27 protein-coding genes are annotated in these 24,855 nt (G+C 64.6%); 15 read left to right on the forward strand and 12 right to left on the reverse strand.

Going from position 1 to position 24,855, the window contains the following annotated elements; all coding sequences use genetic code 11:
- Positions 1-111 precede the first annotated feature (111 nt).
- The 3 genes from rpsI to zapE all read right to left on the reverse strand — a co-directional run bounded on the left by rpsI (position 112) and on the right by zapE (position 2,195).
- Positions 112-504 carry a 30S ribosomal protein S9 gene (rpsI, locus tag RLO07_RS07305; protein ID WP_462291482.1) on the reverse strand — a complete coding sequence of 131 codons (393 nt, stop codon included), beginning with the start codon at positions 502-504 and terminating at the stop codon, positions 112-114.
- Positions 505-516: 12 nt separating this feature from the next.
- On the reverse strand, positions 517-945 hold the full coding sequence (gene rplM / locus RLO07_RS07310; RefSeq protein WP_462291483.1) for a 50S ribosomal protein L13: 429 nt from the start codon (positions 943-945) through the stop codon (positions 517-519).
- Between the two features lie 143 nt (positions 946-1,088).
- Positions 1,089-2,195 (reverse strand): cell division protein ZapE, encoded by a 1,107-nt coding sequence (gene zapE / locus RLO07_RS07315; protein WP_462291484.1) that lies wholly within the window; start codon positions 2,193-2,195, stop codon positions 1,089-1,091.
- A gap of 176 nt (positions 2,196-2,371) precedes the next feature.
- On the opposite strand from zapE, the gene RLO07_RS07320 reads away from it, so the two are divergent.
- Positions 2,372-2,836 (forward strand): Z-ring associated ZapG family protein, encoded by a 465-nt coding sequence (locus tag RLO07_RS07320; RefSeq protein ID WP_462291485.1) that lies wholly within the window; start codon positions 2,372-2,374, stop codon positions 2,834-2,836.
- A 10-nt stretch (positions 2,837-2,846) separates the two neighbouring features.
- On the opposite strand, the gene RLO07_RS07325 is transcribed toward RLO07_RS07320, so the two are convergent.
- Positions 2,847-3,608, reverse strand: a complete 762-nt coding sequence (locus tag RLO07_RS07325) for a Nif3-like dinuclear metal center hexameric protein (protein WP_462291486.1) — start codon at positions 3,606-3,608, stop codon at positions 2,847-2,849.
- Positions 3,609-3,705: 97 nt separating this feature from the next.
- Here RLO07_RS07325 and RLO07_RS07330 point away from each other — a divergent pair, with 97 nt between their 5' ends.
- Positions 3,706-4,818 carry a S1C family serine protease gene (locus tag RLO07_RS07330; RefSeq protein ID WP_462291487.1) on the forward strand — a complete coding sequence of 371 codons (1,113 nt, stop codon included), beginning with the start codon at positions 3,706-3,708 and terminating at the stop codon, positions 4,816-4,818.
- Positions 4,819-4,834: 16 nt separating this feature from the next.
- On the opposite strand, the gene hisD is transcribed toward RLO07_RS07330, so the two are convergent.
- From hisD to RLO07_RS07355, 5 genes are all read right to left on the reverse strand, one after another.
- Positions 4,835-6,124 (reverse strand): histidinol dehydrogenase, encoded by a 1,290-nt coding sequence (hisD, locus tag RLO07_RS07335; RefSeq protein ID WP_462291488.1) that lies wholly within the window; start codon positions 6,122-6,124, stop codon positions 4,835-4,837.
- A complete protein-coding gene (gene hisG, locus RLO07_RS07340) occupies positions 6,124-6,759 on the reverse strand; it encodes an ATP phosphoribosyltransferase (protein WP_462291489.1) in 636 nt (211 codons plus the stop codon). Before hisG ends, hisD begins: the two co-directional genes overlap by 1 nt.
- 7 nt (positions 6,760-6,766) lie before the next feature.
- Positions 6,767-8,029: a UDP-N-acetylglucosamine 1-carboxyvinyltransferase gene (gene murA / locus RLO07_RS07345; RefSeq protein WP_462291490.1), complete on the reverse strand. Its 1,263-nt coding sequence runs from the start codon at positions 8,027-8,029 to the stop codon at positions 6,767-6,769.
- Positions 8,030-8,054: 25 nt separating this feature from the next.
- Positions 8,055-8,297, reverse strand: a complete 243-nt coding sequence (locus RLO07_RS07350; protein WP_462291491.1) for a BolA family protein — start codon at positions 8,295-8,297, stop codon at positions 8,055-8,057.
- Between the two features lie 130 nt (positions 8,298-8,427).
- Entirely contained in the window at positions 8,428-9,105 is a 678-nt protein-coding gene (locus RLO07_RS07355; RefSeq protein WP_462291492.1) for an MlaC/ttg2D family ABC transporter substrate-binding protein, read from the reverse strand.
- A gap of 160 nt (positions 9,106-9,265) precedes the next feature.
- Between RLO07_RS07355 and RLO07_RS07360 the strand changes: the two genes are divergently transcribed.
- The 13 genes from RLO07_RS07360 to yjgA all read left to right on the forward strand — a co-directional run bounded on the left by RLO07_RS07360 (position 9,266) and on the right by yjgA (position 19,153).
- Positions 9,266-10,246 carry a calcium/sodium antiporter gene (locus tag RLO07_RS07360; RefSeq protein WP_462291493.1) on the forward strand — a complete coding sequence of 327 codons (981 nt, stop codon included), beginning with the start codon at positions 9,266-9,268 and terminating at the stop codon, positions 10,244-10,246.
- Between the two features lie 14 nt (positions 10,247-10,260).
- Positions 10,261-11,238 (forward strand): KpsF/GutQ family sugar-phosphate isomerase, encoded by a 978-nt coding sequence (locus RLO07_RS07365; RefSeq protein WP_462291494.1) that lies wholly within the window; start codon positions 10,261-10,263, stop codon positions 11,236-11,238.
- A gap of 1 nt (position 11,239) precedes the next feature.
- The gene (locus tag RLO07_RS07370) at positions 11,240-11,776 is read left to right on the forward strand and encodes a KdsC family phosphatase (protein ID WP_462291495.1); all 537 of its coding nucleotides are present in this window, start codon (positions 11,240-11,242) and stop codon (positions 11,774-11,776) included.
- A complete protein-coding gene (lptC, locus tag RLO07_RS07375) occupies positions 11,776-12,336 on the forward strand; it encodes an LPS export ABC transporter periplasmic protein LptC (RefSeq protein ID WP_462291496.1) in 561 nt (186 codons plus the stop codon). Before RLO07_RS07370 ends, lptC begins: the two co-directional genes overlap by 1 nt.
- Positions 12,317-12,901 carry a lipopolysaccharide transport periplasmic protein LptA gene (lptA, locus tag RLO07_RS07380; protein WP_462291497.1) on the forward strand — a complete coding sequence of 195 codons (585 nt, stop codon included), beginning with the start codon at positions 12,317-12,319 and terminating at the stop codon, positions 12,899-12,901. Before lptC ends, lptA begins: the two co-directional genes overlap by 20 nt.
- Positions 12,879-13,604 carry an LPS export ABC transporter ATP-binding protein gene (gene lptB, locus RLO07_RS07385; RefSeq protein ID WP_462291498.1) on the forward strand — a complete coding sequence of 242 codons (726 nt, stop codon included), beginning with the start codon at positions 12,879-12,881 and terminating at the stop codon, positions 13,602-13,604. The genes lptA and lptB overlap by 23 nt, the downstream gene beginning before the upstream one ends.
- A 127-nt stretch (positions 13,605-13,731) precedes the next feature.
- Positions 13,732-15,237, forward strand: a complete 1,506-nt coding sequence (locus RLO07_RS07390; RefSeq protein ID WP_462291499.1) for an RNA polymerase factor sigma-54 — start codon at positions 13,732-13,734, stop codon at positions 15,235-15,237.
- A 106-nt stretch (positions 15,238-15,343) separates the two neighbouring features.
- Positions 15,344-15,631, forward strand: a complete 288-nt coding sequence (hpf, locus tag RLO07_RS07395) for a ribosome hibernation-promoting factor, HPF/YfiA family (protein WP_462291500.1) — start codon at positions 15,344-15,346, stop codon at positions 15,629-15,631.
- Between the two features lie 9 nt (positions 15,632-15,640).
- Positions 15,641-16,099: a PTS IIA-like nitrogen regulatory protein PtsN gene (ptsN, locus tag RLO07_RS07400; RefSeq protein ID WP_462291501.1), complete on the forward strand. Its 459-nt coding sequence runs from the start codon at positions 15,641-15,643 to the stop codon at positions 16,097-16,099.
- A 10-nt stretch (positions 16,100-16,109) separates the two neighbouring features.
- The gene (rapZ, locus tag RLO07_RS07405; protein ID WP_462291502.1) at positions 16,110-16,964 is read left to right on the forward strand and encodes an RNase adapter RapZ; all 855 of its coding nucleotides are present in this window, start codon (positions 16,110-16,112) and stop codon (positions 16,962-16,964) included.
- An 11-nt stretch (positions 16,965-16,975) separates the two neighbouring features.
- Positions 16,976-17,245, forward strand: coding sequence for an HPr family phosphocarrier protein (locus RLO07_RS07410; RefSeq protein ID WP_462291503.1), 270 nt, complete (start codon positions 16,976-16,978; stop codon positions 17,243-17,245).
- A 5-nt stretch (positions 17,246-17,250) separates the two neighbouring features.
- A complete protein-coding gene (gene mgtE, locus RLO07_RS07415) occupies positions 17,251-18,603 on the forward strand; it encodes a magnesium transporter (protein WP_462291504.1) in 1,353 nt (450 codons plus the stop codon).
- Positions 18,596-19,153 (forward strand): ribosome biogenesis factor YjgA, encoded by a 558-nt coding sequence (yjgA, locus tag RLO07_RS07420; protein ID WP_462291505.1) that lies wholly within the window; start codon positions 18,596-18,598, stop codon positions 19,151-19,153. The genes mgtE and yjgA overlap by 8 nt, the downstream gene beginning before the upstream one ends.
- Here the strand turns inward: yjgA and RLO07_RS07425 are convergent.
- The 3 genes from RLO07_RS07425 to RLO07_RS07435 are packed head-to-tail and all read right to left on the reverse strand — an operon-like array spanning position 19,090 to position 24,854.
- Complete coding sequence (locus RLO07_RS07425; RefSeq protein WP_462291506.1) at positions 19,090-23,031, reverse strand: YhdP family protein; 3,942 nt, start codon at positions 23,029-23,031, stop codon at positions 19,090-19,092. The genes yjgA and RLO07_RS07425 overlap by 64 nt on opposite strands.
- Before the next feature lies 1 nt (position 23,032).
- Positions 23,033-24,271: an Rne/Rng family ribonuclease gene (locus RLO07_RS07430; protein WP_462291507.1), complete on the reverse strand. Its 1,239-nt coding sequence runs from the start codon at positions 24,269-24,271 to the stop codon at positions 23,033-23,035.
- Entirely contained in the window at positions 24,264-24,854 is a 591-nt protein-coding gene (locus RLO07_RS07435; protein ID WP_462291508.1) for a Maf family protein, read from the reverse strand. Before RLO07_RS07435 ends, RLO07_RS07430 begins: the two co-directional genes overlap by 8 nt.
- Between the last annotated feature and the right edge of the window lies 1 nt (position 24,855).

Genomic DNA, 24,855 nt, shown 5'->3' on the forward strand with positions numbered 1-24,855 from the left:
GACGGGGCACGCAAGCGCCTGTTTCTCAAAACAAAAAAACGCCCGGCCTGTAATCCAAACCGGACGTTCTCGAGACGCGGCAGCCGGCGGCCCCGGGGGCCAACCAGACAATCAGCGCTTGGAGTACTGGGGACGCTTGCGCGCCTTGCGCAGACCCACTTTCTTCCGCTCGACTTCCCGGGCATCACGCGTCACATAGCCCGCGCGGCGCAGGGTGCCGCGAAGCGACTCGTCGTAATCCATCAGCGCACGGGTAATGCCGTGACGGATGGCGCCGGCCTGACCGAAGCTGCCACCCCCTTCCACCGTGACATTGACGTCGAACTTGTCGACCAGCTCCACCAGTTCCAGGGGCTGACGCACGATCATGCGCGCGACCTCACGACCAAAATACTGGTCGAGGGGACGCTTGTTGACCGTGATGCTGCCACCACCATTCTTGATGAACACGCGCGCCGTTGAGGTCTTGCGACGGCCGGTACCGTAATATTGGGTTGCTGACATAGAAAGTTTCCGTTAGATGTTCAATGCTTGCGGCTGCTGCGCAGTATGCGGATGCTCGGCGCCCGCATACACCTTCAACTTCTTGAACATGGCACGACCCAGCGGATTGCGGGGCAGCATGCCCTTGACCGCGGTCTGGAGCACCCGCTCCGGCGCCTTGTCGATCAACTTCTCGAAGGAAATTGACTTGATACCACCGATGAAGCCGGTGTGGTGGTAGTACATCTTGTCTGTCGCCTTGGCGCCGGTAACCCGCACCTTCTCGGCATTGATGACCACGATGTAGTCGCCGGTGTCGACGTGCGGGGTATATTCCGCCTTGTGCTTGCCGCGCAGGCGGTGAGCAATTTCGCTGGCCAGGCGCCCCAGGGTCTTGTCGGAAGCGTCCACCACGAACCAGTCGTGGGTCACATCTTCGGCTTTGGCACTAAAAGTTTTCATTAATAAACGCCTCTTGGAGGGCTCCAATTTCGAGAGCGCGAATACTACTGCTTCGCACCCGGCTTTTCAAGCTCAAAAATAACGACCTCTGCCAGCCCCGTTGCGGGGACTGTCAAGGCGTTGTACCACTGGATCACATCGCCTCAGGGGCGGTGCTCCCTGGCCAGGTATTCGTGGGACTGCATCTCCTGCAAGCGGGACACAGTACGCTGGAACTCGAACTGCAGACGGTAGCCATCATACAGGCCGGACAGGGGCCTGTCAGCAGCCATTACCAGTTTTACATTGCGATCATAGAACTCATCCACCAGGTTGATGAAGCGACGGGCGGCATCGTCGTTGCCGGCTCCCAGGGCCGGAACCCCCGACAGCACGACCGCGTGGAAGATCCGGGACAGTTCAATATAGTCATTCTGGGATCGTGGCCCACCACAGAGCTCGTCGAAATCGAACCACACCACGTCATCAGCCAGGCTGCGGCAGCGGATCTGGCGACCGTTGATCAGCAGGTCCTCATCGGGCTGGCCCGGGTGGGGCGCCAGGCGCTCGAAGCTCTGCCGCAGGCTGCGGTCCGCGTCTTCGTCGAGGGGGTGGTGGTAGAGCTCGGCCTGTTCCAGGGTGCGCAGCCGGTAGTCGATACCGGCATCCACGTTCACCACCCGGGTGTGGCGCTCAAGCAACGCGATGGCGGGCAGGAAACGCTGGCGCTGGAGGCCGTTTTCGTACAGGTGGGCAGGCTCGATATTGGAGGTGGCCACCAGGGTCACCCCGCGGGCAAACAAGGCCTCCATCAGACCGCCGAGAATCATCGCATCGGCAATGTCGGTGACAAAGAACTCGTCGAAGCAGATCACCCGGGCTTCGGCGGCGAGTCGGTCCGCGATCAGCGGCAGCGGGTTCTTCTCTCCCGCCAACGCCTTGAGCTCGGCGTGCACCCGTTGCATGAAGCGATGGAAATGCACCCGCAGCTTGGCCTCCATGGGCAGACACTCGTAGAACGTGTCCACCAGGTAGGTCTTGCCGCGACCGACACCGCCCCACAAGTAAAGCCCCTGCTCGGGCTCCGGCGGCCGCCGCCGCCAGCGCCAGCGCCGCCACCAGGACTGACGCTGCGACTCCCGCGCCAGCAGGCGCTCGTACAGGTCCTGCAGCAGGCGCACCGCTGTCTCCTGGGCAGGATCGCGGGAGAACCCCTCCCGCTGCAGGTCGGCTTGGTAGCGCTGCCAGGGGCTGACTGATGACTGGCTCAAGCGATCGTCCGGTAAAAGTTGGGTGATTGCGTCGGCGGCACACTCTAACGGCGCCCCGCGGCCTTGGCAACACGGGTGCGGAGGCCGGATTTTACGCCACATGCAACAAAGCGAGACCTGACCCCCCTCGCCTCGGTATACTTGTCAGGTCCGAACTGCTGGAAAGAGGGATTCCCGTGTATAGCCTGACAATTCTGGTCGCCACCGGCGCCATCTCACTCCTGGTCGGCCTCGGCGCCGGCTTGCTCCTGGGTCGGAGGACATCTGCCGATGGGCAGCGGCTGCGCGATACGGAGCGCAAGCTGGACCAGCTGACCCAGGACAAGCGGGCCTATGAAGAGGAGGTGGTAGAGCACTTTACCCAGACCGCAGCGCTGCTCAATACGCTGACCGACAGCTACCGCAACGTGCACAACCACCTTGCCAGCGGCGCCGAGACCCTGTGTCATGAGAACGGGCCGGTATCCCTGGGGCGCCTGCAGGGCCGCGCCGACGACGCCGAGATTCCCGCCCACCTGGCCCGCATCCAGCCACCTCTGGATTACGCTCCCAAATCATCGCCGGAAGAAACGGGCATGCTCAATGAGGAATTCGGGATTGACCGCAGCCACAAGCGGGAGAACAAAGAATCCGAAGCTTGAGAGGCGACATTCAGACCGGGTTGTCGATATCCACAAACCGGTGTTCCAGCCCAAAGCGCGCCGCCAAATGCTCACCGAGTGCCTGGACGCCATAGCGCTCGGTGGCATGGTGCCCCGCGGCGATGAACTGTATGCCTTCTTCCCTGGCTATATGCACAGTCTGTTCCGAGGCCTCGCCAGTTAGAAACAGGTCTGCCCCCGCAGCAACGGCCGCGCCGATCCAGGACTGGGCGGCGCCGGTGCACCAGGCGATGCGCTGCACCGACAGGGCGGGATCGCCAATGTGCAGCGCTGCACGTCCGGTCAGGGCCTCCAGCTGCGCCACCAGGGCAGCTGCTTCCAGCGGCGCCGGCAAGCTACCGATGTTGCCCACCGCCTCCCGGCTGTCCTGGTCGAGAGGCTGCTGGTCGCGAATCCCCAGCAGGGCCCCCAGCCGCGCGTTGTTGCCCAGCTCCGGGTGCGCGTCCAGCGGCAGGTGGTAGGCCAACAGGCTCATGTCGTGCTGCAACAGCGCGCCCAACCGGCGTCGCTTCATTCCCACCACCGGCTGAGCCTCGCCGCGCCAGAAAAAACCGTGGTGCACCAGCACCAGATCCGCGCCAAGCTCCGCGGCGGCATCCAGCAGGGGCTGGCAGGCCGTCACCCCGCTGACCACGCGCACGACCTGTGGGCGCCCCTGCACCTGCAAGCCGTTGGGGCAGTAGTCGGCGAAGCGCCCCGCTTGCAGCAGGTTGTCGGTGTAGGTAACCAATTGCTGGAGATCGACAGGCATAAAGACGTTCCGGGACAGATGATGACGGGTTCACGGCTGCTGTAATGCTCGCCATCATATACAATGCAGGCGCGAACCGACACACGGCCTCTGCCCTATGACCAACAGCCTCCGTTTCATGATCTGGCCAGCCATTGCCGGCCTGCTGGCAGCGCTGCTGATCCTGGACCGCTGGGTGCTGCCGCGGCCCGTAGCGGTCAGCGATGACGGCGCCATGGAAAGTTACGCCGCCGCCGTGGGCAGCGCCGCGCCGGCAGTCGTGAACATTTATACCGCGAAACTGGTCCCGCGCCGCAGCAACCCGCTGCGGGACGAAATGCTCAATCGCCACTTTGACCCCTCCCCCGGTCAGCGGCAACGGATCGAACGGTCGCTGGGGTCGGGCGTCATCATGACCGCCGAGGGCCACATTCTCACCAACAACCACGTTATCCACGAGGCCGAACTGATCCAGGTCCTGCTGCACGATGGCCGCTCGGCCAATGCCGTGGTCATTGGCACCGACCCGGCCACTGACCTCGCGGTACTGCGCGTTGAACTGCCCGACCTGCAGCCCATCGCCATCGCCGATTCCGACACCGCCCGGGCCGGTGATGTGGTGCTGGCCATCGGCAACCCCCTGGGTTTTGGCCACTCGGTAACCCAGGGCATCGTCTCCGCCCTGGGCCGCTATGGCCTGCAACTGTCAGTGTACGAGGATTACATCCAGACTGACGCCATCATTCACCTGGGCAACTCCGGCGGCGCGCTGATCAACGCCAGGGGTGAACTGCTGGGCATCAATACGCTGATCTACACCGGCGCGGACCAGTCCAGGGGGGCCTCTACCGGCATTGGCATCAGCCTGGCGATCCCGTCCAATCTGGCACTTTTTGTGATGACGGACCTGATCCGCTACGGCGAGGTCATTCGCGGCTGGCTCGGCGTGAGCGTGACGCCGGTGCGGGGCCTGAACGAGCAGCGGCCGGGTCTGCAGCTACTGGAGGTAACCGCCGTCGCCGCTGACAGCCCCGCCCAGCGAGCGGGCATCCAGGTCAGGGACATCATCACTCATATCGACGGCGAGCCGGTACAGGACGGTCGCCTGACCATGCACCGCATTGCCCAGTTGCGCCCCGGCGACAAGATTGACATCACGGTCGTGCGCAACAACCAGTCACTGGACCTGCAGGCCATCGTCGGCACCCTGCGGCAATCGCCGATGCTGTAAGCGGAACAGACGAGGGCTACTTCAACCGGTACTCGGCGCTGCGGGCATGCGCGGTAAGCTGCTCGCCCCGAGCCAGCACGGAGGCGATCCGGCCCAGTGCCTGCACTCCCTGCTCGCTGCACATGATCAGCGAGCTGCGCTTCTGGAAGTCATAGACCCCCAGCGGCGAGAAAAAACGCGCGGTACGGGAGGTCGGCAGCACGTGGTTGGGGCCAGCACAGTAATCGCCCAGACTTTCAGACGTATAGCGACCCATGAAAATCGCACCGGCGTGGCGCACGGCGGGCAGCAGCGACTCCGGATCCGCCACAGACAGCTCCAGATGTTCTGGCGCCAGCTGGTTGCTGACCGCCACCGCCTCCTCCAGGTCGCGGGTCAACACCATGGCGCCGCGGCCCGCCAGGGAGGCGCGAATGATGTCGGCGCGCTCCATGGTGGGCAACAGGCGCTGGATACTCGCCTCCACCTGCGCGAGATAGTCGGCGTCCGGACACAGCAGGATGGCCTGGGCATTCTCGTCATGCTCGGCCTGGGAGAACAGGTCCATCGCCACCCAGTCGGGATCGGTGGAACCATCGCAGATCACCAGAATCTCGGATGGCCCCGCCACCATGTCGATGCCGACCCGGCCGAACACCTGACGCTTGGCGGTGGCAACAAAGATATTGCCGGGGCCCACGATCTTGTCCACCGCCGGCACCGTGGCGGTACCGTAGGTCAGCGCCGCCACCGCCTGGGCGCCGCCAAGGGTAAAGACGCGGTCTACACCGGCGATCGCGGCTGCCGCCAGCACCAGGTCGTTGAGTTCGCCGCCGGGAGCCGGCACCACCATGATGATTTCCCCGACACCGGCCACATGGGCCGGCAGCGCGTTCATCAGTACCGATGACGGGTAACTGGCCTTGCCTCCCGGCACGTAGATCCCGACCCGATCCAGCGCGGTAATCTGCTGACCCAGCAGGTTGCCCTCGGCGTCCCGGTACTGCCAGCTGTCCTGGCGCTGGTGTTCGTGATAGTTGCGTACCCGGGCAGCGGCCTGTTCGAGTGCCCCGAGCTGCGCGGCGGGAATCGCCGCCAGCGCCGCGTCGATTCGCTCGCGGGAAATTTCCAGCTCGGAGGCAGCCGCCACCTGCAGGCGATCAAACCGGGCCGTGTACTCGAGCAGGGCGGCATCGCCGCGGGCGCGGACATCCGCCAGGATACCGGCGACGGTCTGCTCTACCGCGGCATCCAGCCCCGCCTCCCACTCGGTCAGCGCCCGCAGGCGCGCCGCGAAATCCGCATCCGTGGTCGCCAGGCGCTGCATCAGCACTCTCCCGCGGCAGCCGCCAGCTGGTCCACCAGCCCCTGGATAGCGCGATACTGGGAGCGCATGGCCGCCTTGTTGACGATCAGGCGGGAGCTGATATGGGCGATCTCCTCCAGTGGCTCCATGCCATTGGCACGCAAGGTGTTGCCGGTATCAACGATATCCACGATCAGATCAGCCAGGTCCATCATCGGCGCCAGTTCCATGGCACCGTAGAGCTTGATGACGTCGGCGTGAACACCCTGGGCCGCAAAATAACGCCGGGCGATATTGGCGAACTTGGTGGCGACCCGCACCCGGGCGCCGCCACCCTGCCAGCCCACCGGCCCCGCGGTCATCAGGCGGCAGCGGGCGATACCCAGATCCAGGGGCTCGTACAGGCCCTCGGCACCGTGCTCCAGCAGAATATCCTTGCCCACCACGCCCAGATCGGCGGCACCGTGGCGCACGTAGGTGGGGACATCGGTGCCGCGGATCACCACCAGCTGCAGGTCGGCGCGGGTAGTGGCAAAGATCAGCTTGCGGCTGCTGTGGATGTCTTCCAGCGGCTCAATGCCCGCCCGCGCCAGCAGCGGCAGGGTTTCCTTGAGGATGCGGCCCTTGGTCAGGGCCATGGTCAGCGGCTTGGTCATGGCAGTCTCAGCTCGACAGGCGGCGGATATCCGCCCCCAGGGTCTGCAGCTTCTCCTCTATGCGCTCGTAACCGCGATCGATGTGGTAGATGCGGTCGATGACGGTTTCGCCCTGGGCAACCAGGCCGGCGATCACCAGGCTGGCGGATGCGCGCAGGTCGCTGGCCATGACCGGAGCGCCCTGCAGACCAGGTTGCCCGGTAATGATCGCGGTGTGGCCCTCGATCACGATGTGCGCACCCATGCGGTTCATCTCATGGGTCTGGATCAGGCGGTTCTCGAACACGGTTTCAGTGACCGTCGCCGTGCCCTCGGCAATGGCATTCATGGCGGTGAACTGGGCCTGCATGTCGGTCGGAAAACCGGGATAGGGCGCGGTCTTGATGCTCACAGCCCTGGGCCGCTTGCCCGCCATGTCCAGGGAAACCCAGTCTTCACCCTGCTCTATCAGGGCGCCCGCTTCCTCCAGCTTGGCCAGTACCACTTCCAGGGTGTGCGGACAGGTTCCCTTCAACAGCACCCGACCACCCGTCGCCGCCGCAGCGACGAGGAAGGTGCCGGTTTCGATGCGATCCGGCATTACCGTGTAATCACAGCCGTGCAGGCGCTCGACGCCATCGATGACAATGGTGTCAGTGCCGTGGCCACTGATCCGGGCCCCCATCGCAATCAGGCACTCCGCCAGGTCCACCACCTCGGGCTCCCGGGCCGCATTCTCCAGGACCGTGCGACCATTGGCGAGGGTGGCCGCCATCATCAGGTTTTCGGTGCCGCCAACAGTGACCGTCTCCATCACGATACGGGCACCCTGCAGGCGCCCCTCGACCTCGGCGTTGATATAGCCGTTGGCCACGGCAATGGTCGCACCCATGGCCTCCAGGCCCTTGAGATGAAGATCGACGGGGCGACTGCCGATCGCACAGCCACCGGGAAAGGAGACATGGGCCCTGCCAAAACGCGCCACCATGGGCCCGAGGACCAGGATCGAGGCGCGCATGGTCTTGACCAGCTCGTAGGGCGCCGAAAACCCTGTCAAGCAGCTGGCGTTGACCGCGATGCTGAGGTTTTCGTCCAGGGTCAGGTCCACTCCCAGACAACCCAGCAGCTCGATCATGGTGGTGATGTCGTTCAGGTGCGGCAGATTGCGAATGGTGACCAGCTCCTCTGTCAGCAGAGTTGCCGCGAGAATGGGCAGCGCCGCATTCTTGGCGCCGGAAATTCGCAATTCCCCATCCAGGCGACGCCCGCCGCGAATAGCCAGTTTGTCCACTTGCTGCTCCTGCTGGTGCCGCGCCTCAGGCGCCGGCCTGCCACTGCCCGGGGGTAAAGGTACGGATATTCACCGCGTGGATACTGCCGTTGGCTATCTGTTCGTTGAGCGCGGCGTACACCAGTTGCTGCCGCTGCACCGGGCGCTTGCCCTCGAAGAGGTCGCCGATGACCGTGATGTCGTAGCGGTTACCCGCACCCTCGACCTGAATCTGACAGCCCTCGAGGTGAGCCTCCAGCAGTGCCGTCACCGTTGCCGCATCCATCATGTCTGTCCCTCTGCCAACCGACCCATCGGGGCCAAAAGACGCGCATTCTAGGAGAATTCACCCGCCATGGCGAGTCCGGTCGGGTCGGGTCGGGTCGGGCCGCGCAGGCCACTCGGCCCGGGGCGTGGACTCAGGTCTCGGTTTCGGTCTCGATCTCGACCGCGGTCCAGCCCGCGATCACCTGGTCCAGGTCACCGTCATGCTTGCGAGCGGCGGATTCGAACTGGCTGCGGTAGATCTCGCCGAGATTCACATTCTCGATAACCATGTTGCGCAGCTTCCAGGCGCCGTCCTTGTCGCGCCCCATGTGGTAGACCAGCACATAGGGCTCACTGCCGTCGCTGAATATCAGCTGCCGCACCGCCGCGCGGGAACCGGCGGCCTCCTCCTCGCTGAGCTCGGGCACCTCAATGCGGGAACCGCCAAAGGCCAGCAGTCCCTTGCCATAGGTGCGCACCAGGCCCACACGCATCACCTCGGTAAACCGCTCCAGTTGCCCGCGCAGCTGCTCGCGGCCCTCGGGATCCAGGGAGCGGTAGCGCTCGCTGCTGGCGTAGGGCCCCATGACACCGCGAGCAAAGCCGCGGAAGTCGACCACCGGGTCGAGAATGTCCTGCAGCTGATCGTAGAATCGGTCGGGCTCGGCATCGATATAAGCCTGTGCCTCGTCTACCGTCGACATGACCGCTTCCGTCGCCTGGCGCACGACTTCGTGAGCACCCTCGGGTGGATTGGTGTCCACTGCGCCGGCCATGGCTGCCGTTCCAGCCAGCACCAACGTCGCGGCAAAATGCAGCAATCGCTTCATAACATGATCCTTGAATTGAATTACAAGTTTGCTGACGCTCTGTATACTACCGGCGCTACGCTAGTACCCGGCGACTCCACCCGGCGCGGCTTTTGACAACCCCACAGGGGTACAGTTCAATCACCCGGCAGCCCCCTACTTTAACAGGATTTCCAGACTTATGCTGTTAGCCACAGCCGCCATCCTTGTCGGATTCGTCGTCCTGATCAAGAGCGCCGACCTGTTTGTCACCGGCGCAGCAGCGATCGCCTCCAACATGGGGCTCTCGCCCATCATCATCGGCCTTACCATCGTCTCCATAGGCACCTCGGCGCCGGAGATCCTGGTGTCGGTCATGGCGGCGCTCACGGATGCCGGTGAACTTGCCATCGGCAACGCCATCGGCTCCAACATTGCCAATGTTGGCCTGGTCCTGGGAGCGACCCTGATACTTGCCCCGATGACGGTGCAGCCGGGCTGCATGCGGCGCGAGCTGCCGGCACTGTTGATGGTGACCCTGGGCACTGCCCTGTTGATCCTGGACGGTGTGCTGTCGCGCGTGGACGGCCTGATCATGCTGGCAACCCTCACCATCATCATGATCCAGATCGTGCGCAGCGAGGAGGCCGACCCCGAACTGCTGCAGGAGGTGTCCAGCATCACGGCGGCTCCGCTCGGTCCGGGCAAGGCCTGGTTCACCTTCTTTTTCGGCTTGCTGTTGCTGGTGGCCAGTTCCCGGCTGCTGGTCTGGGGGGCCACTGATGTGGCGGAATACCTCGGCGTGTCGCAACTGGTGATTGGCCTGACCGTGGTCGCCATCGGCACCAGCCTGCCCGAACTGGCGGCAACCCTCGCTGGCGCCCTGCGCGGTCACACCGATATCGCCGTTGGCAATATCATTGGCTCCAATCTGTTCAACCTGCTGGCAGTAATGGCAATACCGGGCCTGGTCACGCCGGAGGTGCTCGAACCCATGGTGTTGTACCGGGACTACCTGACCATGACCGCCCTCACAGTGCTGCTCGCCGCCGCAATCTTCCTCAGCCGCGGCCGGCGCAGGTCGGGCGGCGGCGGCGGGGAAGCCTATCTGGGCCGCTCGGTGGGCGTACTGTTACTCTCGCTGTACGCCCTGTACTATTACTGGCTGTACCGGACCCGCTGAGCCACCTGGCCATCATGCACGCACACGATCACGACAGCTACGTTGCTTCCGCGCGGCGCACCATCCGCATGGAGTGCGATGCGGTGGCCGCACTCGAGCAACGCATAGACGGCAGCTTCGTCACAGCCTGCGAGTTGCTGCTGGAAATACGCGGCCGGGTGATCGTTACCGGGATGGGCAAATCCGGCCACATCGCCACCAAGATCGCAGCCACGCTGGCCAGCACCGGCACACCCGCGTTCTACGTGCATCCGGCAGAAGCCAGTCACGGTGATATCGGCATGATTACCGCCGATGATGCCGTCGTCGCCCTGTCCAACAGCGGTCGCTCCCCGGAAGTCGTCACCCTGCTGCCACTGCTGAAGCGCCTGGGCATTCCCCTGGTCAGCATGACCGGGGACTCGCGCTCCCCGCTGGCCGAGGCGGCCGATGCGCACCTGAATACCGGCGTGGCGACCGAGGCCTGCCCGCTGAATCTGGCGCCCACCTCCAGTACCACTACCGCGCTGGTCATGGGCGATGCGCTGGCCATTGCCCTGCTGGAAGCGCGCGGTTTCACGGCGGAAGACTTTGCTTTCTCCCATCCCGGCGGCACCCTCGGCAAGAAACTCCTGCTCAAGGTCGAGGATGTCATGCACACCGGCGCCGCCATCCCCCGGGTGCAGGCAGACACCGTACTGGCAGAGGCGCTGCTGGAAATCAGCCGCAAGGGCCTGGGCATGACCACGGTCACCGGCGCCGACGGCCAGCTGCTCGGCATCTTCACCGACGGTGACCTGCGCCGGGCACTGGATGAAAACGTCGACGTCCGCAGCACCCTGATCAGCGCCCTGATGACTCACAACGCCAAGACCATTGCCCCCAACATGCTGGCGGCGGAAGCCCTGCGGATCATGGAGGAGAACAAGATCAGCTCCCTCGTGGTCAAGGACAACAACGGGATGGTGGGAGTACTGCACCTGATGAGCCTGCTGCAGGCGGGTATTGCCTGATATGACCATCATCGGGAACACCACCGCCGCTGCAATGGCACGGGGCATCAGGCTGCTGGCACTGGATGTCGACGGGGTGCTGAGCGATGGCCGCGTGATCTACGCCAGTGACGGCAGTGAACTCAAGGCCTTCAATATCAAGGACGGCCTCGGCATCAAGTTGCTGCAACGCGCCGGGATCACGATAGCCATCATTACCGGCCGCAAATCCGGGGTCGTCGGACGCCGCGCCGCGGAACTGGGCATATTTCACCTCGTTGAGGGCCGGGAGGACAAGCTGACCGCCCTGAACGAATTGTGTGCAAGCCTGGACCTGGATCTTGCTCAGTGTGCCTACATGGGCGACGACCTGCCCGATCTCGGCGCCATCAGGGCCGCCGGGCTGGGGCTGACGGTAGCCGATGCGGTGGCCGAGGTGCGGGCGGCAGCCGACTGGTGCAGTACCGCCAACGGCGGTGCCGGGGCGGTACGGGAGGCCTGCGAGTGGCTGCTGCAGTTGCGGGGCGAGTGGCTGGCCATCGTCGCGGAGTTCAACTGATGGGCGGCGGCAAGAGAACCTGGCTGCTGGCTGCGGTGCTGGCCTCACTCGCCCTGTGGTACTGGTCGCTGGTCGGGGACGGCGGCATCGACCGCACCCTGTTGCAGGGGGACGCGGAACTGGTGCAGACCTACTTGCTCGATACCCGCAGTATGTCCTTTGCGGAAGACGGTGCACTGGCCGAGGTCATGGAGGCCGAGCGAATTGAACACTTCGCGCGGGAGAATGTCTCAGAACTGGAGCAGCCACGCTTCTACTCGCACGACGGCAACAACCGTACCTGGTCTGCGAGGTCAGAACAGGGCAGGCTCGAACATCCCGGCGGTTTGTTGATCCTGCGCCGGGACGTGGTGCTCAGCAACGACCAGTCAGGGGGCACCCTGCAAGCGGAGGCCATGACCCTGAATCTCAGGCTGCGGACCGCCAGATCGCAAGTTGCGGTGACCGCGCAACTGGGCGGCAATATCCTGCGAGCCGACGGCATGTTCACCGACCTCGCCAACGAAACCATTCTGCTGCAGCCCAATGTGGAGGGCATTTATGTTCCGACAGGGTCCTGATCCGGGACGTGCTCTCTGCCGATCGCTGCGGGTGGCAGTCGCCGCCGCGGCCTGGCTGCTGCTGGCCCCGGGCGCCATCGCCCTGCCCGAGGATCGGCAACAGCCCATCCGCATCAGCGCCGATCAGGCCCTGCGGGACGAGCGCCAGGGCTTCACCGAATATACCGGCAACGTGCGCCTGCAGCAGGGCAGCCTGCAAATAGAGGCGGAGAAAATCACTGTTTTCCACCAACAGGTGGCCGCGGACCGTATCCTCGCCGAGGGCAACCCCGCGCGCCTGCAGCAACAGCCCGAGGCCGACAAGGGCATCGTCCACGCCGCCGCCCAGCGCATTGAATATTTCAAGGCGGAAGAACGGGTAAACCTGACGCGGCAGGCCCGTATCGAACAGGAAGGCTCGATCGTCACCGGTGACAGCATCGACTACTATATGGCCGAGCAGCGGGTGCGCGCCGATTCCGGTCGGCGCGAGGACGGCGGCAGGGTCGAGGTGGTGATACCCGCACAGGTCCTCGAGGGCGACGCGGCAAACGGAGCAGCCAGTGGCGCGACTCAAAGCAAGTAATCTGGCCAAGGCCTACCGCGGGCGCAAGGTCGTGGTGGACGTTTCCGTGGAACTCGGCAGCGGCGAAGTCGTGGGCCTGCTGGGTCCCAACGGCGCCGGCAAGACCACCTGTTTTTACATGATCGTCGGCATTATCGCCGCCGATGATGGCAGGATCGAGCTGAACGGCGAGGACATCACTGCCCTCCCCATGCATGAGCGCGCACGCCGGGGGCTGGGCTACCTGCCCCAGGAAGCATCGATCTTTCGCAAACTGTCGGTGCAGGACAACCTGCTGGCAATACTGGAAACACGGCCTGACCTGAACAGGCAGGAGCGCCACAGCCACTGTGACCGCCTGCTGGAGGAATTCCACCTCACCCACCTGCGCAACAATCTCGGGCAATCCCTGTCTGGCGGCGAGCGCCGCCGGGTGGAAATCGCCAGGGCGCTGGCCACCGAGCCGGACTTCATCCTGCTGGATGAACCCTTCGCCGGCGTTGACCCGATCTCGGTCAGTGACATCAAGGACATCATTACCCATCTGCGCAAGCGCGGTATCGGGGTTTTGATCACCGATCACAACGTGCGCGACACTCTGGATATCTGCGAGCGCGCCTTCATCGTCGGTGAAGGCCACATCATCGCCGAGGGTACCGCCCAGGAGGTGCTGGACAGCCCGCGCGTGCGCAAGGTGTACCTGGGCGAACACTTCCGACTGTGATCCCGGCCCCTGGCCAGGGGCGCTCTAGCAAAATTCGCGCCACACTGTTGCGCGGCCACGCCGGCCGGCGCTACACTCAGCCGACAACCCCATCCAAGATGGTACCCGGGATGACACCAGCACACCGATGAAACAGTCGCTTCAGCTCAAGCTTGGCCAACAGCTGACCATGACACCCCAGCTGCAGCAGGCTATCCGGCTGCTGCAGCTGAGCACTCTGGATCTGCAGCAGGAAATCCAGCAAGCCCTGGACAGCAACCCGCTACTGGAGCTGGCGGAAGACGATTTTGACGGCGATGTGGAGGTGGACAATACCACGCGCCTCGAGCGCAGCAGCGACCAGACCGGCGACAGCCTGCTGGACAGCCTGGAGAGTGACTCCGCCAGCAGTCAGAACCTGGCTGAGGACTGGCAGCCGGCCAACATGCCCGAGGAGCTGCCGGTGGACACCCAGTGGGAGGACCTGATGCCCTCCTCCTCCGCGGCTCCCGGCGGCGGCGGTGAAGACAGCTTCGACGGCGACTACGACAGCCGCAACAATGCCAGCGAAAGCCTGCAGGATCTGCTGCGCTGGCAGCTCAACCTGACCCGACTGTCGGATACCGACAGGGTGATCGCACTGGCCCTGATCGACGCCACGGACAGCAACGGCAGGCTGCAGACCAGCGTCGAGGACATCCATCAGGCGCTGACGCCGGAGCTGGATATCGACGTCGACGAGGTCATTGCCGTACTGCACTGCCTGCAGCAATTCGAACCCGCGGGCGTTTGTACCCGCGACCTGCAGGAGTGCCTGCTGGTACAACTGCAACAGAAGCCTGCCGACACCCCCTGGCTGGAGCAGGCAAGGCTGATGGTCAGCCGGCACATGGCGCAGCTGGGCAGCGGCGACTACCGGCAGATCATGCGGCGCATGCGCCTGGACGAGGACCAGCTCAAGGCAGTGCTGGACCTGATCCGCTCACTGGATCCCAACCCGGGTGAAAACCTTGGCGATGACACTACCGAATATGTAATCCCGGACGTGTTCGTCAGCAAGCGCAACGGCCGCTGGATAGTGGAGCTCAACCCTGACATCGCCCCGCGCTTGCGCATCAACGATAGCTATGCCAGCCTCATCAAGCGCGCCGACAGCAGCGCCGACAACACCTTCCTCAAGGACAACCTGCAGGAGGCGCGCTGGTTCCTGAAAAGCCTGTACAGCCGCAACGAGACCCTGATGAAGGTGGCCAGCAAGATTGTCGAACACCAGCGCAACTTTCTGGAACACGGCGAGGAGGCGATGAAACCGCTGGTGCTGCACGACATTGCCGATGCCGTCGAGATGCATGAATCCACCATTTCGCGGGTGACCACCCGCAAGTACATGCACACCCCCCGCGGCATTTTTGAGCTCAAGTATTTCTTTTCCAGCCATGTCGGCACCACCGCTGGCGGCGAAGCGTCCTCCACCGCGATCAAGGCGCTGATTCGCAAGCTGGTAGCGGCGGAAAACCCGCGCAAACCCCTCAGCGACAACAAGATCGCCAGTCTGCTGGAAGAACAGGGCATGCAGGTAGCGCGAAGAACAGTGGCCAAGTATCGGGAGATGCTGTTGATCCCCCCTTCCAACGAGCGCAAGAGATTGGTCTAGAATGCCAGAGTACTGCCCTGCAGTACGTTAGCAGGCGGCCGTTGACATGTCGGCTCGCCAGTTCCGGGGACAACTGCCCGGGTTATCGATGAAGAAGGAGTCAGGTATGCAATTGAATGTCAGTGGTCATCATGTAGACGTCACCGATCCGCTGCGCGAGTACGTGGCCAGCAAGTTCGAACGGCTGCAGCGACACTTCGACCAGATCACCAATACCGACGTGACCCTGATCGTGGAAAAAATGGTACAGAAGGCCGAGGCCACCATTCACATCTCCGGCGCCGATATTTTCGCCGCTGCCGAATCAGAGGACATGTATGCCGCCATTGACGCCCTCGCCGACAAGCTGGACCGCCAGCTGATCAAGCACAAGGAAAAGGCCCGAGGTCACTAGGATCCCATCATGCAAGTTCTCTCGGAACTACTCTCTCCCGGACGCACGGTCTGTCGTGCGCCGGGTAGCAGCAAGAAAAGACTGTTCGAGACCCTGGCCCAGGTCATCAGCGAGAACAACCCCGATCTCGCTGACACCGACATATTTGCCCAGCTGATTGCACGCGAGCGCCTGGGTAGTACGGGTCTCGGCGCCGGCATCGCCATACCCCACTGTCGCATCGCCAACTGCAGCGAGCCGGTTGGCTGCCTGGCCACCCTGGAAGAGGCCATCGACTTCGATGCCCCGGACGATATCCCGGTGGACATACTGTTCGTCCTGCTGGTCCCGGAGCAGGCGCACCAGGAGCACCTGGATATCCTGGCGCGTATCGCCCGCCTGTTCAGCCAGTCCGATTTTTGCGCACAGCTGCGCAGCGCCCCCGATGCCGATACCCTGTACCGCAGGGCCACCGAGTGGAGCGACTGAGTTGCCTGGCATGCAGCTGGTCATCATTTCAGGTCGCTCCGGCTCAGGCAAGAGTACTGCCCTGCACCAGCTCGAGGACGAGGGCTACTATTGCATCGACAACCTGCCCGTGGCACTGCTGCCGGCCCTGGTCGAGGAAGCCAGCCGGCCCGAATTCGAACACTTCCGCGGCGCGGCAGTCTGCATTGACGCCCGCAACGCCTGGCGTAACCTGGAGAACTTCAGCGCCATTGTCGAGTCGCTGCCGGACACGGTCAGGAGCGAAATCCTGTTTCTGGACGCCCAGGACAGTGTCCTCATCAAGCGCTTCAGTGAAACCCGGCGCAAACACCCGCTGAGCGATGAGCGCATGCCGCTGGCCGAGGCGATCGAGCGCGAGCGGCAGTTGCTGGAACCCATCGCCAGTGCCGCAGCCCTGGTGCTGGATACCAGCCAGATGACGATTTATGAGCTGCGGGACGCCGTGCGCCAGCGCCTGGTAGGGGACATGTCCGGCAGCATGTCGATCCTGATACAGTCCTTTGGCTTCAAGCGCGGAGTCCCCACTGACGCGGATCTTGTCTTTGACGTGCGCATGCTGCCCAACCCGCACTGGGTCAAGGAGCTGCGCCTGCAGAACGGCCTGGATGAGGATGTCAGTACGTTTCTCGAAGCACAGCCGATGACCGGCGACCTGTTTGCCAGTATCTGCGAGTACCTTGACCGCTGGCTGCCCCACTACCGGGACAGCAACCGCAGCTACATGACCGTGGCGATCGGTTGTACCGGTGGCCAACATCGGTCAGTATATCTCGCGGCCAGGCTGTTCCGGCACTATCAACAGGAGTTTCCGCAAGTACACGTTCGACACAGGGAGCTGCAGTAGCAGCGGGAACAGTGATCCAGACACAAGTCACAATCATCAACAAGCTGGGCCTGCATGCCCGCGCCGCCGCCAAGTTTGTCGGTTGCACCACGACTTATGCCAGCGCTGTCAGGGCCGGCCGCGATGGCCAGATGGTCGATGGCAAAAGCATCATGGCCGTCATGATGCTGGCCGCTGGCCAGGGTACGGTGCTCGATCTCGAAATCGATGGCGAAGATGAAGACGCCGTCCTTGCGGCGCTGCAAACGCTCATCGACAACCGCTTCGACGAAGCCGAGTAGCCTCCATGGCCCAACGCTCCACGACATCCCAGGCGCGCCTCGAGCGCCTGTCCGAAGCTCTCGGTAGCGGGACGTTTGCCGACGTCAAGCGGATGCTCAATGGCCTGCCGGCTGCCGACGTTGCCCACCTGCTGGAGTCCTCGCCGCCCAAGTTCCGCCACATTCTCTGGCAGATGGTGGAGCTGGAGAACGAAGGCGACGTCATCAATGAGCTTGGCGAAGAGTTGCGGGGCCACTTCCTCAGCGACATGGACGCCGCCGAGGTCGCGCAGATCACCGAACACCTGCAGGACGATGACCTCGCCGACATCCTGCAGCAGCTGCCGGACCGGATAACCCGGGAAGTCCTCGATTCCATGGACTACCGGGACCGGGCACGCCTGGAACAGGTGATGACCTACCCGGACGATACAGCCGGCGGCCTGATGAGCACGGATACCATCACCATCCGCCCGCCGCTGACCCTGGATGTGGTGCTGCGTTACCTGCGCCGGCACGACAAAATACCGGCGATGACCGACAACCTGTTCGTGGTCAATCGCAATGATCAATTCATCGGCCTGCTGCCGCTGAACACGCTGCTGGTATCGGACCCCAACTCGACCGTGCGCGAGATGATGATCACCGACATCGCCCCGATACCGGCCTGGATGGCGGACGACGAGGTGGCGCGCCTGTTCGAGCGCAACGACTGGGTATCGGCACCGGTGGTGGATGATGACGGCCGGCTTGTGGGTCGAATCACCATTGACGACGTGGTAGACGTGATCCGCGAGGACGCCGACCACTCGCTGACCTCCATGGCAGGCCTCTCGGACGACACCGATACTTTCGCGCCGGTGATGCATACTGCCAGCCGCCGGGCCATCTGGCTGGGTGCCAACCTCGCGACCGCCTTCCTCGCCTCTTCGGTAATCAACCTGTTCCAGGACACTATCGAAAAAGTGGTAGCGCTGGCGGTGTTGATGCCGATCGTCGCTTCCATGGGCGGTATTGCCGGCACCCAGACCCTGACCGTGATGGTTCGCGGTATCGCGCTCGGGCAGGTCAGCAAGAACAACGAGTCGTGGCTGATCAACCGCGAGGTTGCGGTCGGCGCACTGAACGGCATGCTGTGGGCCTCGGTCGTGGCGGTCGCCGCGTCACTCTGGTTCGGCGACTGGAGCCTGGGCCTGATCATTGCACTGGCAATGGTCATCAACCTGGTGACCGCGGCCTTCACCGGCGCCGCCCTGCCACTACTGCTCAAGCGCATGAAAATAGACCCGGCGCTGGCCGGCGGCGTGGTCCTGACCACAGTGACGGATGTGGTCGGGTTTTTCTCTTTCCTCGGCCTGGCGACCTGGTTCTATGCCTGATCATGATTCCACCGACGACTGCGGGGACCTGCACGAAGGGCCCAGCAAGAGCGAGCTCAAGCGACGCATGACCGCCCTGCAGGCGCTGGGCGAAACCCTGACCGGACTCAGCGACAAGCAGCTGCGCAAGATTCCGATTGACGACCAGCGGCTCGCCGACGCCATCCAGGAAACTCGCCGCATCACGTCCAACAGCGCCCGACGGCGCCATCTGCAATTTATCGGCAAGTTGATGCGCGATATTGACGCCGAGCCGATTGCCGAGGCACTGGCCGCCCTGGACCGGGAGCGCAACCAGGCCGCGGAGCAGTTCCAGGAGCTCGAGCAAGTGCGCGACCGGCTGCTGGCAGCGGGACTGCCCGGCATAGAGGATATCGTCGGGCGCTGGCCAGATGCCGACCGCCAGCACTTGCGCCAGCTGCTGTTGCAGGACCAGCGCGAGCAGCAGCGCAAGCAGGCGCCGGGCGCGAGGCGCAAGCTGTTCCGTTATCTGCGGGAGCTGGACGAATCAGCAGCCGGGCCGGACGCGGATTCGCCCCCGGCAGACTGAGCCGCAGCCTCTGCGCCAGCAGCAGCGTCACCGCTGGCCTCATCACTGCGCCCATCCCGTCCATTGCCGGTATCGAAGATGCGGTCGAGGCGGATCTGTGGATCATCCCAGCTGCCGCCGATGCTGTAGACCGCACTGGCCAGTTGCGACACCTGCTTTTCAAAAAGCTTGCTGACGACAAAGACACCCGCGGCAATCGGCAGACCCGCCGTCAGCGCCGCCACCCATGGCAGGTTGTTGACCACCGGCAGCGTGGCCACCAGCTCGCCATCGAGACTGCGGGACGCAATATCCGAACTGCCGCTGAAGCGGAAGCCGGTGGCGGCGCTGGCAACGTCCAGTCGCGGCACCTCAATCTTGCCGTTGGCGAAATTCACCTCCCCTTGCATGCTGTCAAAGGGGATTCCGGATTCGAACAGCTGGGTCAGGCTCAGACGCTGGATGATGTCGGCGAGATTGAGAATGCTGACCACCCGCAGGGTGCCCGAAGCACCTGCGGACGCGGTCAGAAAACGCCCCTCCTCCACCGCCACCGACAACGTGCCGGTACTGGCCGCCAGGGCAAACGCCTGCGGCGCTCCCGGCCAGCGGAGATCCAGCGCGAAACGCCCGCTGCTGGTCTCGAGGATGCGTTCATAGTCCAGCATTGCGAGGGTGTCACCAAGATCAGCAGCCTGCAGTTGTGCCTGCAGGCGGGTGCCCTCCGCGGTCCACACCAGCTCGCCCGGGTTTTCCGCCGGCAGCGTCAAGCCGAGCAGTTCACCGCGGATGCGCTGCGCCTCCAGGCGGCCCTCACCCGGTTGCAGGGCAAAGGCCAGATGCCCGAGCGGTCGCGAACCGCGCTGCAGGTCGGCAATGTCCACTTCCAGAGCAGGCCAGTCGCGGAATTGTGCGGGATCGGCTTCAGCGTCGCCGCCGGTTCGCCAGCCGGACAGGTCGAGATAGGACAGGTCGACGGCCGCGCGAGTGCGATCAGCAGCTACCGTGACGGCGCCCTGGACCCAGTCCGTCTCCAGCCCGATGCGCCAATGCTGCGGCTCCTGCTCCAGATCCACAACCACGCTGCGCCAGTCCTGACCACGGAACTGAAGACTGTCGATCAGCAGCTGCTCCACCGTCAAACGCAGCCCCGCCGGTACCTGTCCGTTGCGAGCCTGTCCGAACAGATCCCCAAACAAGGCCTGCCAGGCGGCGACATCGATCAGCGCGGCGTGGCCGGAAACCCGCAGCCGGCCGGGCAACAGCGGCAGGGAGCGATCCTGCAGTCCAAGCGCAGCGCCCTCAAGCCCCGCCTCGCCGATACCCAGCCGTGCATGCCAGCGGCGCCCGCCACTCACCTCCAGCTGCAGCGGTCTGGCTCCGAGTTCGGTCCGCAACTGGAACGGCAGTCTTGAGTCTGCGGGCTTGGCCCAGGTCGCCGGCAGGTCCAGCGCCAGGCCCTGCAGGTCAGACTCAAGTTGCAGCCGCGGCAACCGTCCCGGGGCAAAGTCCAGGGTGCCGGCGACTGACGCCGCACCGCTGACCAGAGGCGGCAGCTCCGGCCCCAGCCACTCCCGCAGGGCATCCACCTGGACTTCGGTGGCAAAAGCCAGCTGCACCGGCGCCATGCCCCCCGCTCGGCCACCATCCGGTGCCGGCAGGGCCGGGAGTTGTCTCAGCCCGAGCGACAGAGGCTGCTGCCAGAGGCTGGCCGTCAGCTGCTCGGCGCTGAAGCCGCTGGCCGAATTGTAGAACAGCGTGCCGCTGATATCCCTGAGCTGCAGATTGCCCGGGCGAATATCCAGCTCGGCATCGCTCACCACCACGGTCAATTCCACCGCAGGCGGTGGTGGTGCTGCTGCCAACAACAACTGCAGGCGAATCTCTGCCGCCATGCTCCCCTGCGCCTGCCAGTCGGCAAGGGCGCCCCGCAGGCCGGTGCCGGCAGGTGATTGGTTCAGCAACTGCAAGCCATCGCTGGCAGTGCCCGCAAGACTTGCGGCGATGGCCAGGCGCATGTCGCCCCCGCTATCCCGCCAGGCCTCCGCAGACAGCGTCTCGATCTCGGTATCGTACAGGCGCGCGCGATCGGCCCAGACGCTGACATTGGTGTCATCAATCAGCACAGTGCCCTGGACATCCGCCAGCGCCGGCCAGTCCGGATGATATTCCAGTTGTGCGTCACGCACGTCGAAGAACAGCTGCACAGTGCGCAATGCGCCGGCACCGCGGCGCAGGCTGCCGCGCCACAGAAATGCGCCGGCATCCACCACACCGTGCTCCAGGCTGGCTTGCAACCAGGCCAGGAGGTTTTCGTTCAACATGTAGGGCAGGTAGCGAGCCCGGTAGCCTGCATCCGTGTCGCGCAATCCCACCAGCAGGTCCATTTCCACACCCGCCGGGCTGGCGGCGAACGGTATCGACAGACCCAGCAGTGCCCGCGCCGTACCCTCCTCACCGATCGCGGTCAGCAATCCGCTCTGCAGGCGCAGGCCGTCGCCGTCCCAGGCCATGTCCAGACTGCCGAACAATTCCCGGTAGGCGAGGGGCTCCCGGTACACTGAAGGGAAATCCAGTACCACCGCATCGCTGTCAAGGATCAGCTCGCCACGACCGGGTGCCAGGTGCAGAAACCCGCTGGCTCCGCTGACACCCGGAGCGCCACGCCAGGAGTTCAGCGCCAGGTTGTCAAAGCCCAGATCCAGTGTCCACGCCCTGCTGCCGCTGGTCACATCCTCCAGATACAACTGCAGGGCACCCACCTTGCCGGACGGCGTCAGCTCCGCCATTGCCGTTGCCAGAGCCGGGGGCAGCAGCCGCGCCTGGCTCAGCAACCCACTGCTGTCTGCCAGGGGCAGTCCGCTGCCACGCACGCGCAGCGAATCTCCCCAGAGATCCACTTGCAGGCGCGGCAGGGTTATTACCGTACCACCGTGACCGATCTCCAGGTCCGAGGTAAACAGGGTCAGGCGTTGGCCGCGCTGCAGCAGGCTGGACTCCAGCCGCAGCGACGCCAGTGGCAACGACCAGCGCTCGTTGTTGCCTTGCAGCAACAAGTCCTCGCCGATCAGGCGCAGCTGCAACCCGGATATGCCGCCAGACCAGGCCAGCCAACCCTCGACAACTGCCTCGCCTGTTGCCTTGAGCGGCAGCGTTTCTCCCAGCAGCGGCTGCCAGCGCGCCAACTGCGCCAGATCGGCAAGCTCGGCACGAACATAGACATCGCCGCTGTAGTTTTCCGGCACCAGCGGATTGCCGAGTCCATCAGCCAGAATCAGCACCTGGGACCCATCCACCGAGGTCAGCTGCCCCCGGAGCTGGCGCCGGGCGCCATCCCGCAACAGCGTCAGGTCCAGGGCCAGCTGTTCCTGCTCCCCAGCCGGTCCCGTCAGCTGCAGAGTGTTGGCCACCAGCGTTACCCGCTCTATGTCCAGCAGCACGGCCTGCAACCAGGCAGCGGCAGCGCCACCACCGCCACCCAGGCCCTGCAGCCGGAAACTGCCATCCGCGCCCAGTTCCCCCGTCAGCAGCAGGTCCTGCAGGCGCAGGCGACTGAACCGCAGCGAGCGGCTGACCAGGCTGTGCCAGATATCCAGCGTCACCCGGCCACCGCCCAGCAGCAGCGGCTCACCATCGGGAAACCCGAGGCGCAGGTCTGCAAATACCAGCACCGGGCTGAAACCCTGCCACTCGGCAGACAAGTGCCCCTCCTCGATGACAAAAGGAGCACGGGAATTCACCTGCTTCACCACCCAGGCCTGGTTGTCCGCCACCATGGAGACCAGCAGGCGTCCACTACTGACATACACCGCCAGCAGCACCACGAAGCCGACAATGCCCACCCAGAGCGCACTGCTCAAGCGGTGGTAGAGTGATGCCTGCACAGAACCTGCCGTCACTTCAGAGCCCCCCTGCGGCAGGCCGGGCGACTCGGCCACTGCCAGCGCACTCGGGGCAGGGCACCCGCAGCACCTCTGCCAGTGGTGGCCGGGTCTGCCTGCGGGTGAGGATTGCCAACCCCAGCTTGCCAACGTCGGTAACCGGGCCCGCATCAGGATCGCTGGCCAGCGCCTGCTTGAGTGCCAGCAGCACCGCGCGCCGGTGACCGCTCTCGCGCAGATCGATAAAGTCCACGGCAACAATGCCCCCGAGCGAGCGCAGGCGCAGCTGCCTGGGCAGCGCCGCCGCCGCTTCCAGGTTGGTCTGCAGCAGCGTTTGCTCAAGGTCGCTGTGGCCAGTGGCGCTGCCGGTGTTCACATCGACGGTGGTCATGGCTTGCGTGCGTTCGATCACCAGATTGCCGCCAGAGGGCAGGGGCACCACCGTAGCCAGCGCCGCGCTGATCTCCGCTTCCACGCCGCGCCGCCGGAACAGGGACCCCGGTTCAGCGCAATCCTCCTCCACCGGCGCTGCCAGGGCCAGGTCCTCCGCACACCAGGCCCTGATCTCGTCGGCACAGCTGGCAGCATCCACCACGATGCGCGGCACACCCGCACCGGCACGGTCGCGCAGCACCCGCAGCGGCAGCGGTGGCTCGGCCAACACCAGGCATGGACCGGCAGTCTGCGCGGCGCCGGTTCGAAGCTGTCGCCAACGGGCAGCGAGTCTGGAGGCATCGGCGCGCAGCACCTCGGCGCTCACGTTCGCCGCCGCGGTCCGCGCAATGAGACCCGCGCCGCCCAGTTCCACTTCCCCCACCAGGCCCGGCAGGAGTTGCCGCAACCGCTGCCGCTCCGTGTCCGGGCCAATGCGGCGGGAGACAGTGCCGCGGGCGCCCGCAGTAGCGAGCACCAGATAGCGTGAGGCCAGAGTGATGGCGCAGGTCAGCCTGGGGCCCTTGTCACCGAGGGCATCGCGGGTGACCTGGACCAGCAGGCGCTGCCCCGCGCACAGCTGGTCCCCGATCGCCCCCGGGGCCGGCAGGTCAGCGGCTGCCAGGAAGCCATTGACGTCAATGCCGATATCGATGAATGCGCCGTCCATGCCGGGCACGATCCGCTGTACCCTGCCGCTGTAAAGGTTACCCACCAGGCTGCGGCGATCCGCGGGTTCAACGTGCAACTCCTGGACCACACCCCCGGCAAGCAGCGCCACCCGGGTCGAACCGGCGCTGACACTCACCAGGATCTCTTCATCCATCCGCGGGCCCCAGGGCAGTTGCAATGCCACGCGCGCCCAGCAGCTGCCAGGTCTCTGCCAGCGGCAGCCCGACCACATTGCTGTAGCTGCCCTCAATGGCGCTGACCAGAGCGCCACCCAGTCCCTGGATGGCGTAGCCGCCCGCCTTGTCCCAGGGCTCTGGCGTCGCCAGATACCGCTCACAGACCTCGCGATCCAGGGTCAGGAACGTGACCCGGGTTTCTACCTCTATCGCGGCGACCCCATCGCCTGACTGCAGGCAGACCGCAGTGATGACCGAGTGCGTGCGACCACTGAGACGCGCCAGCATGGCGAGGCCGGCAAAATGCTCGGCGGGCTTGCCGAGAATATCATCGTCTATCACCACCGTGGTATCCGCTGCCAGCACCGGGGCGCCGTCGCCGCGCCGGGCACGGACAGTCCCGGCCTTCTCCCGGGCCATGCGAACAACATAATCCCGGGGCGTCTCACCCGGGCGTACGCTTTCATCAATGTCTGCCGCATCCACGACAAAGTGGACACCGAGCCGAGTCAGCAGTTCATGTCGACGCGGAGAGGCAGAGGCAAGGACAAGTGTTGGCATG

This window comes from Haliea sp., assembly GCF_040221975.1.
Taxonomy (GTDB): domain Bacteria; phylum Pseudomonadota; class Gammaproteobacteria; order Pseudomonadales; family Halieaceae; genus Haliea.

Excerpts from the sequence above, each read along its gene's own strand:
- RLO07_RS07370 (WP_462291495.1), top strand. The coding sequence starts at position 11,240 with ATGACCATCATCGGGAACACCACCGCCGCTGCAATGGCACGGGGCATC.
- RLO07_RS07430 (WP_462291507.1), bottom strand. The coding sequence starts at position 24,271 with ATGGATGAAGAGATCCTGGTGAGTGTCAGCGCCGGTTCGACCCGGGTG.
- RLO07_RS07435 (WP_462291508.1), bottom strand. The coding sequence starts at position 24,854 with ATGCCAACACTTGTCCTTGCCTCTGCCTCTCCGCGTCGACATGAACTG.
- RLO07_RS07350 (WP_462291491.1), bottom strand. The coding sequence starts at position 8,297 with ATGATGGATGCGGCAACGGTGACGGCACTGCTGGAGGCTCACCTCGAG.
- rpsI (WP_462291482.1), bottom strand. The coding sequence starts at position 504 with ATGTCAGCAACCCAATATTACGGTACCGGCCGTCGCAAGACCTCAACG.
- mgtE (WP_462291504.1), top strand. The coding sequence starts at position 17,251 with ATGGCCCAACGCTCCACGACATCCCAGGCGCGCCTCGAGCGCCTGTCC.
- RLO07_RS07360 (WP_462291493.1), top strand. The coding sequence starts at position 9,266 with ATGCTGTTAGCCACAGCCGCCATCCTTGTCGGATTCGTCGTCCTGATC.
- ptsN (WP_462291501.1), top strand. The coding sequence starts at position 15,641 with ATGCAAGTTCTCTCGGAACTACTCTCTCCCGGACGCACGGTCTGTCGT.
- hpf (WP_462291500.1), top strand. The coding sequence starts at position 15,344 with ATGCAATTGAATGTCAGTGGTCATCATGTAGACGTCACCGATCCGCTG.
- rapZ (WP_462291502.1), top strand. The coding sequence starts at position 16,110 with ATGCAGCTGGTCATCATTTCAGGTCGCTCCGGCTCAGGCAAGAGTACT.
- lptC (WP_462291496.1), top strand. The coding sequence starts at position 11,776 with ATGGGCGGCGGCAAGAGAACCTGGCTGCTGGCTGCGGTGCTGGCCTCA.
- RLO07_RS07325 (WP_462291486.1), bottom strand. The coding sequence starts at position 3,608 with ATGCCTGTCGATCTCCAGCAATTGGTTACCTACACCGACAACCTGCTG.
- RLO07_RS07390 (WP_462291499.1), top strand. The coding sequence starts at position 13,732 with ATGAAACAGTCGCTTCAGCTCAAGCTTGGCCAACAGCTGACCATGACA.
- yjgA (WP_462291505.1), top strand. The coding sequence starts at position 18,596 with ATGCCTGATCATGATTCCACCGACGACTGCGGGGACCTGCACGAAGGG.
- lptA (WP_462291497.1), top strand. The coding sequence starts at position 12,317 with ATGTTCCGACAGGGTCCTGATCCGGGACGTGCTCTCTGCCGATCGCTG.
- hisG (WP_462291489.1), bottom strand. The coding sequence starts at position 6,759 with ATGACCAAGCCGCTGACCATGGCCCTGACCAAGGGCCGCATCCTCAAG.
- RLO07_RS07330 (WP_462291487.1), top strand. The coding sequence starts at position 3,706 with ATGACCAACAGCCTCCGTTTCATGATCTGGCCAGCCATTGCCGGCCTG.
- rplM (WP_462291483.1), bottom strand. The coding sequence starts at position 945 with ATGAAAACTTTTAGTGCCAAAGCCGAAGATGTGACCCACGACTGGTTC.
- RLO07_RS07355 (WP_462291492.1), bottom strand. The coding sequence starts at position 9,105 with ATGAAGCGATTGCTGCATTTTGCCGCGACGTTGGTGCTGGCTGGAACG.
- RLO07_RS07365 (WP_462291494.1), top strand. The coding sequence starts at position 10,261 with ATGCACGCACACGATCACGACAGCTACGTTGCTTCCGCGCGGCGCACC.
- hisD (WP_462291488.1), bottom strand. The coding sequence starts at position 6,124 with ATGCAGCGCCTGGCGACCACGGATGCGGATTTCGCGGCGCGCCTGCGG.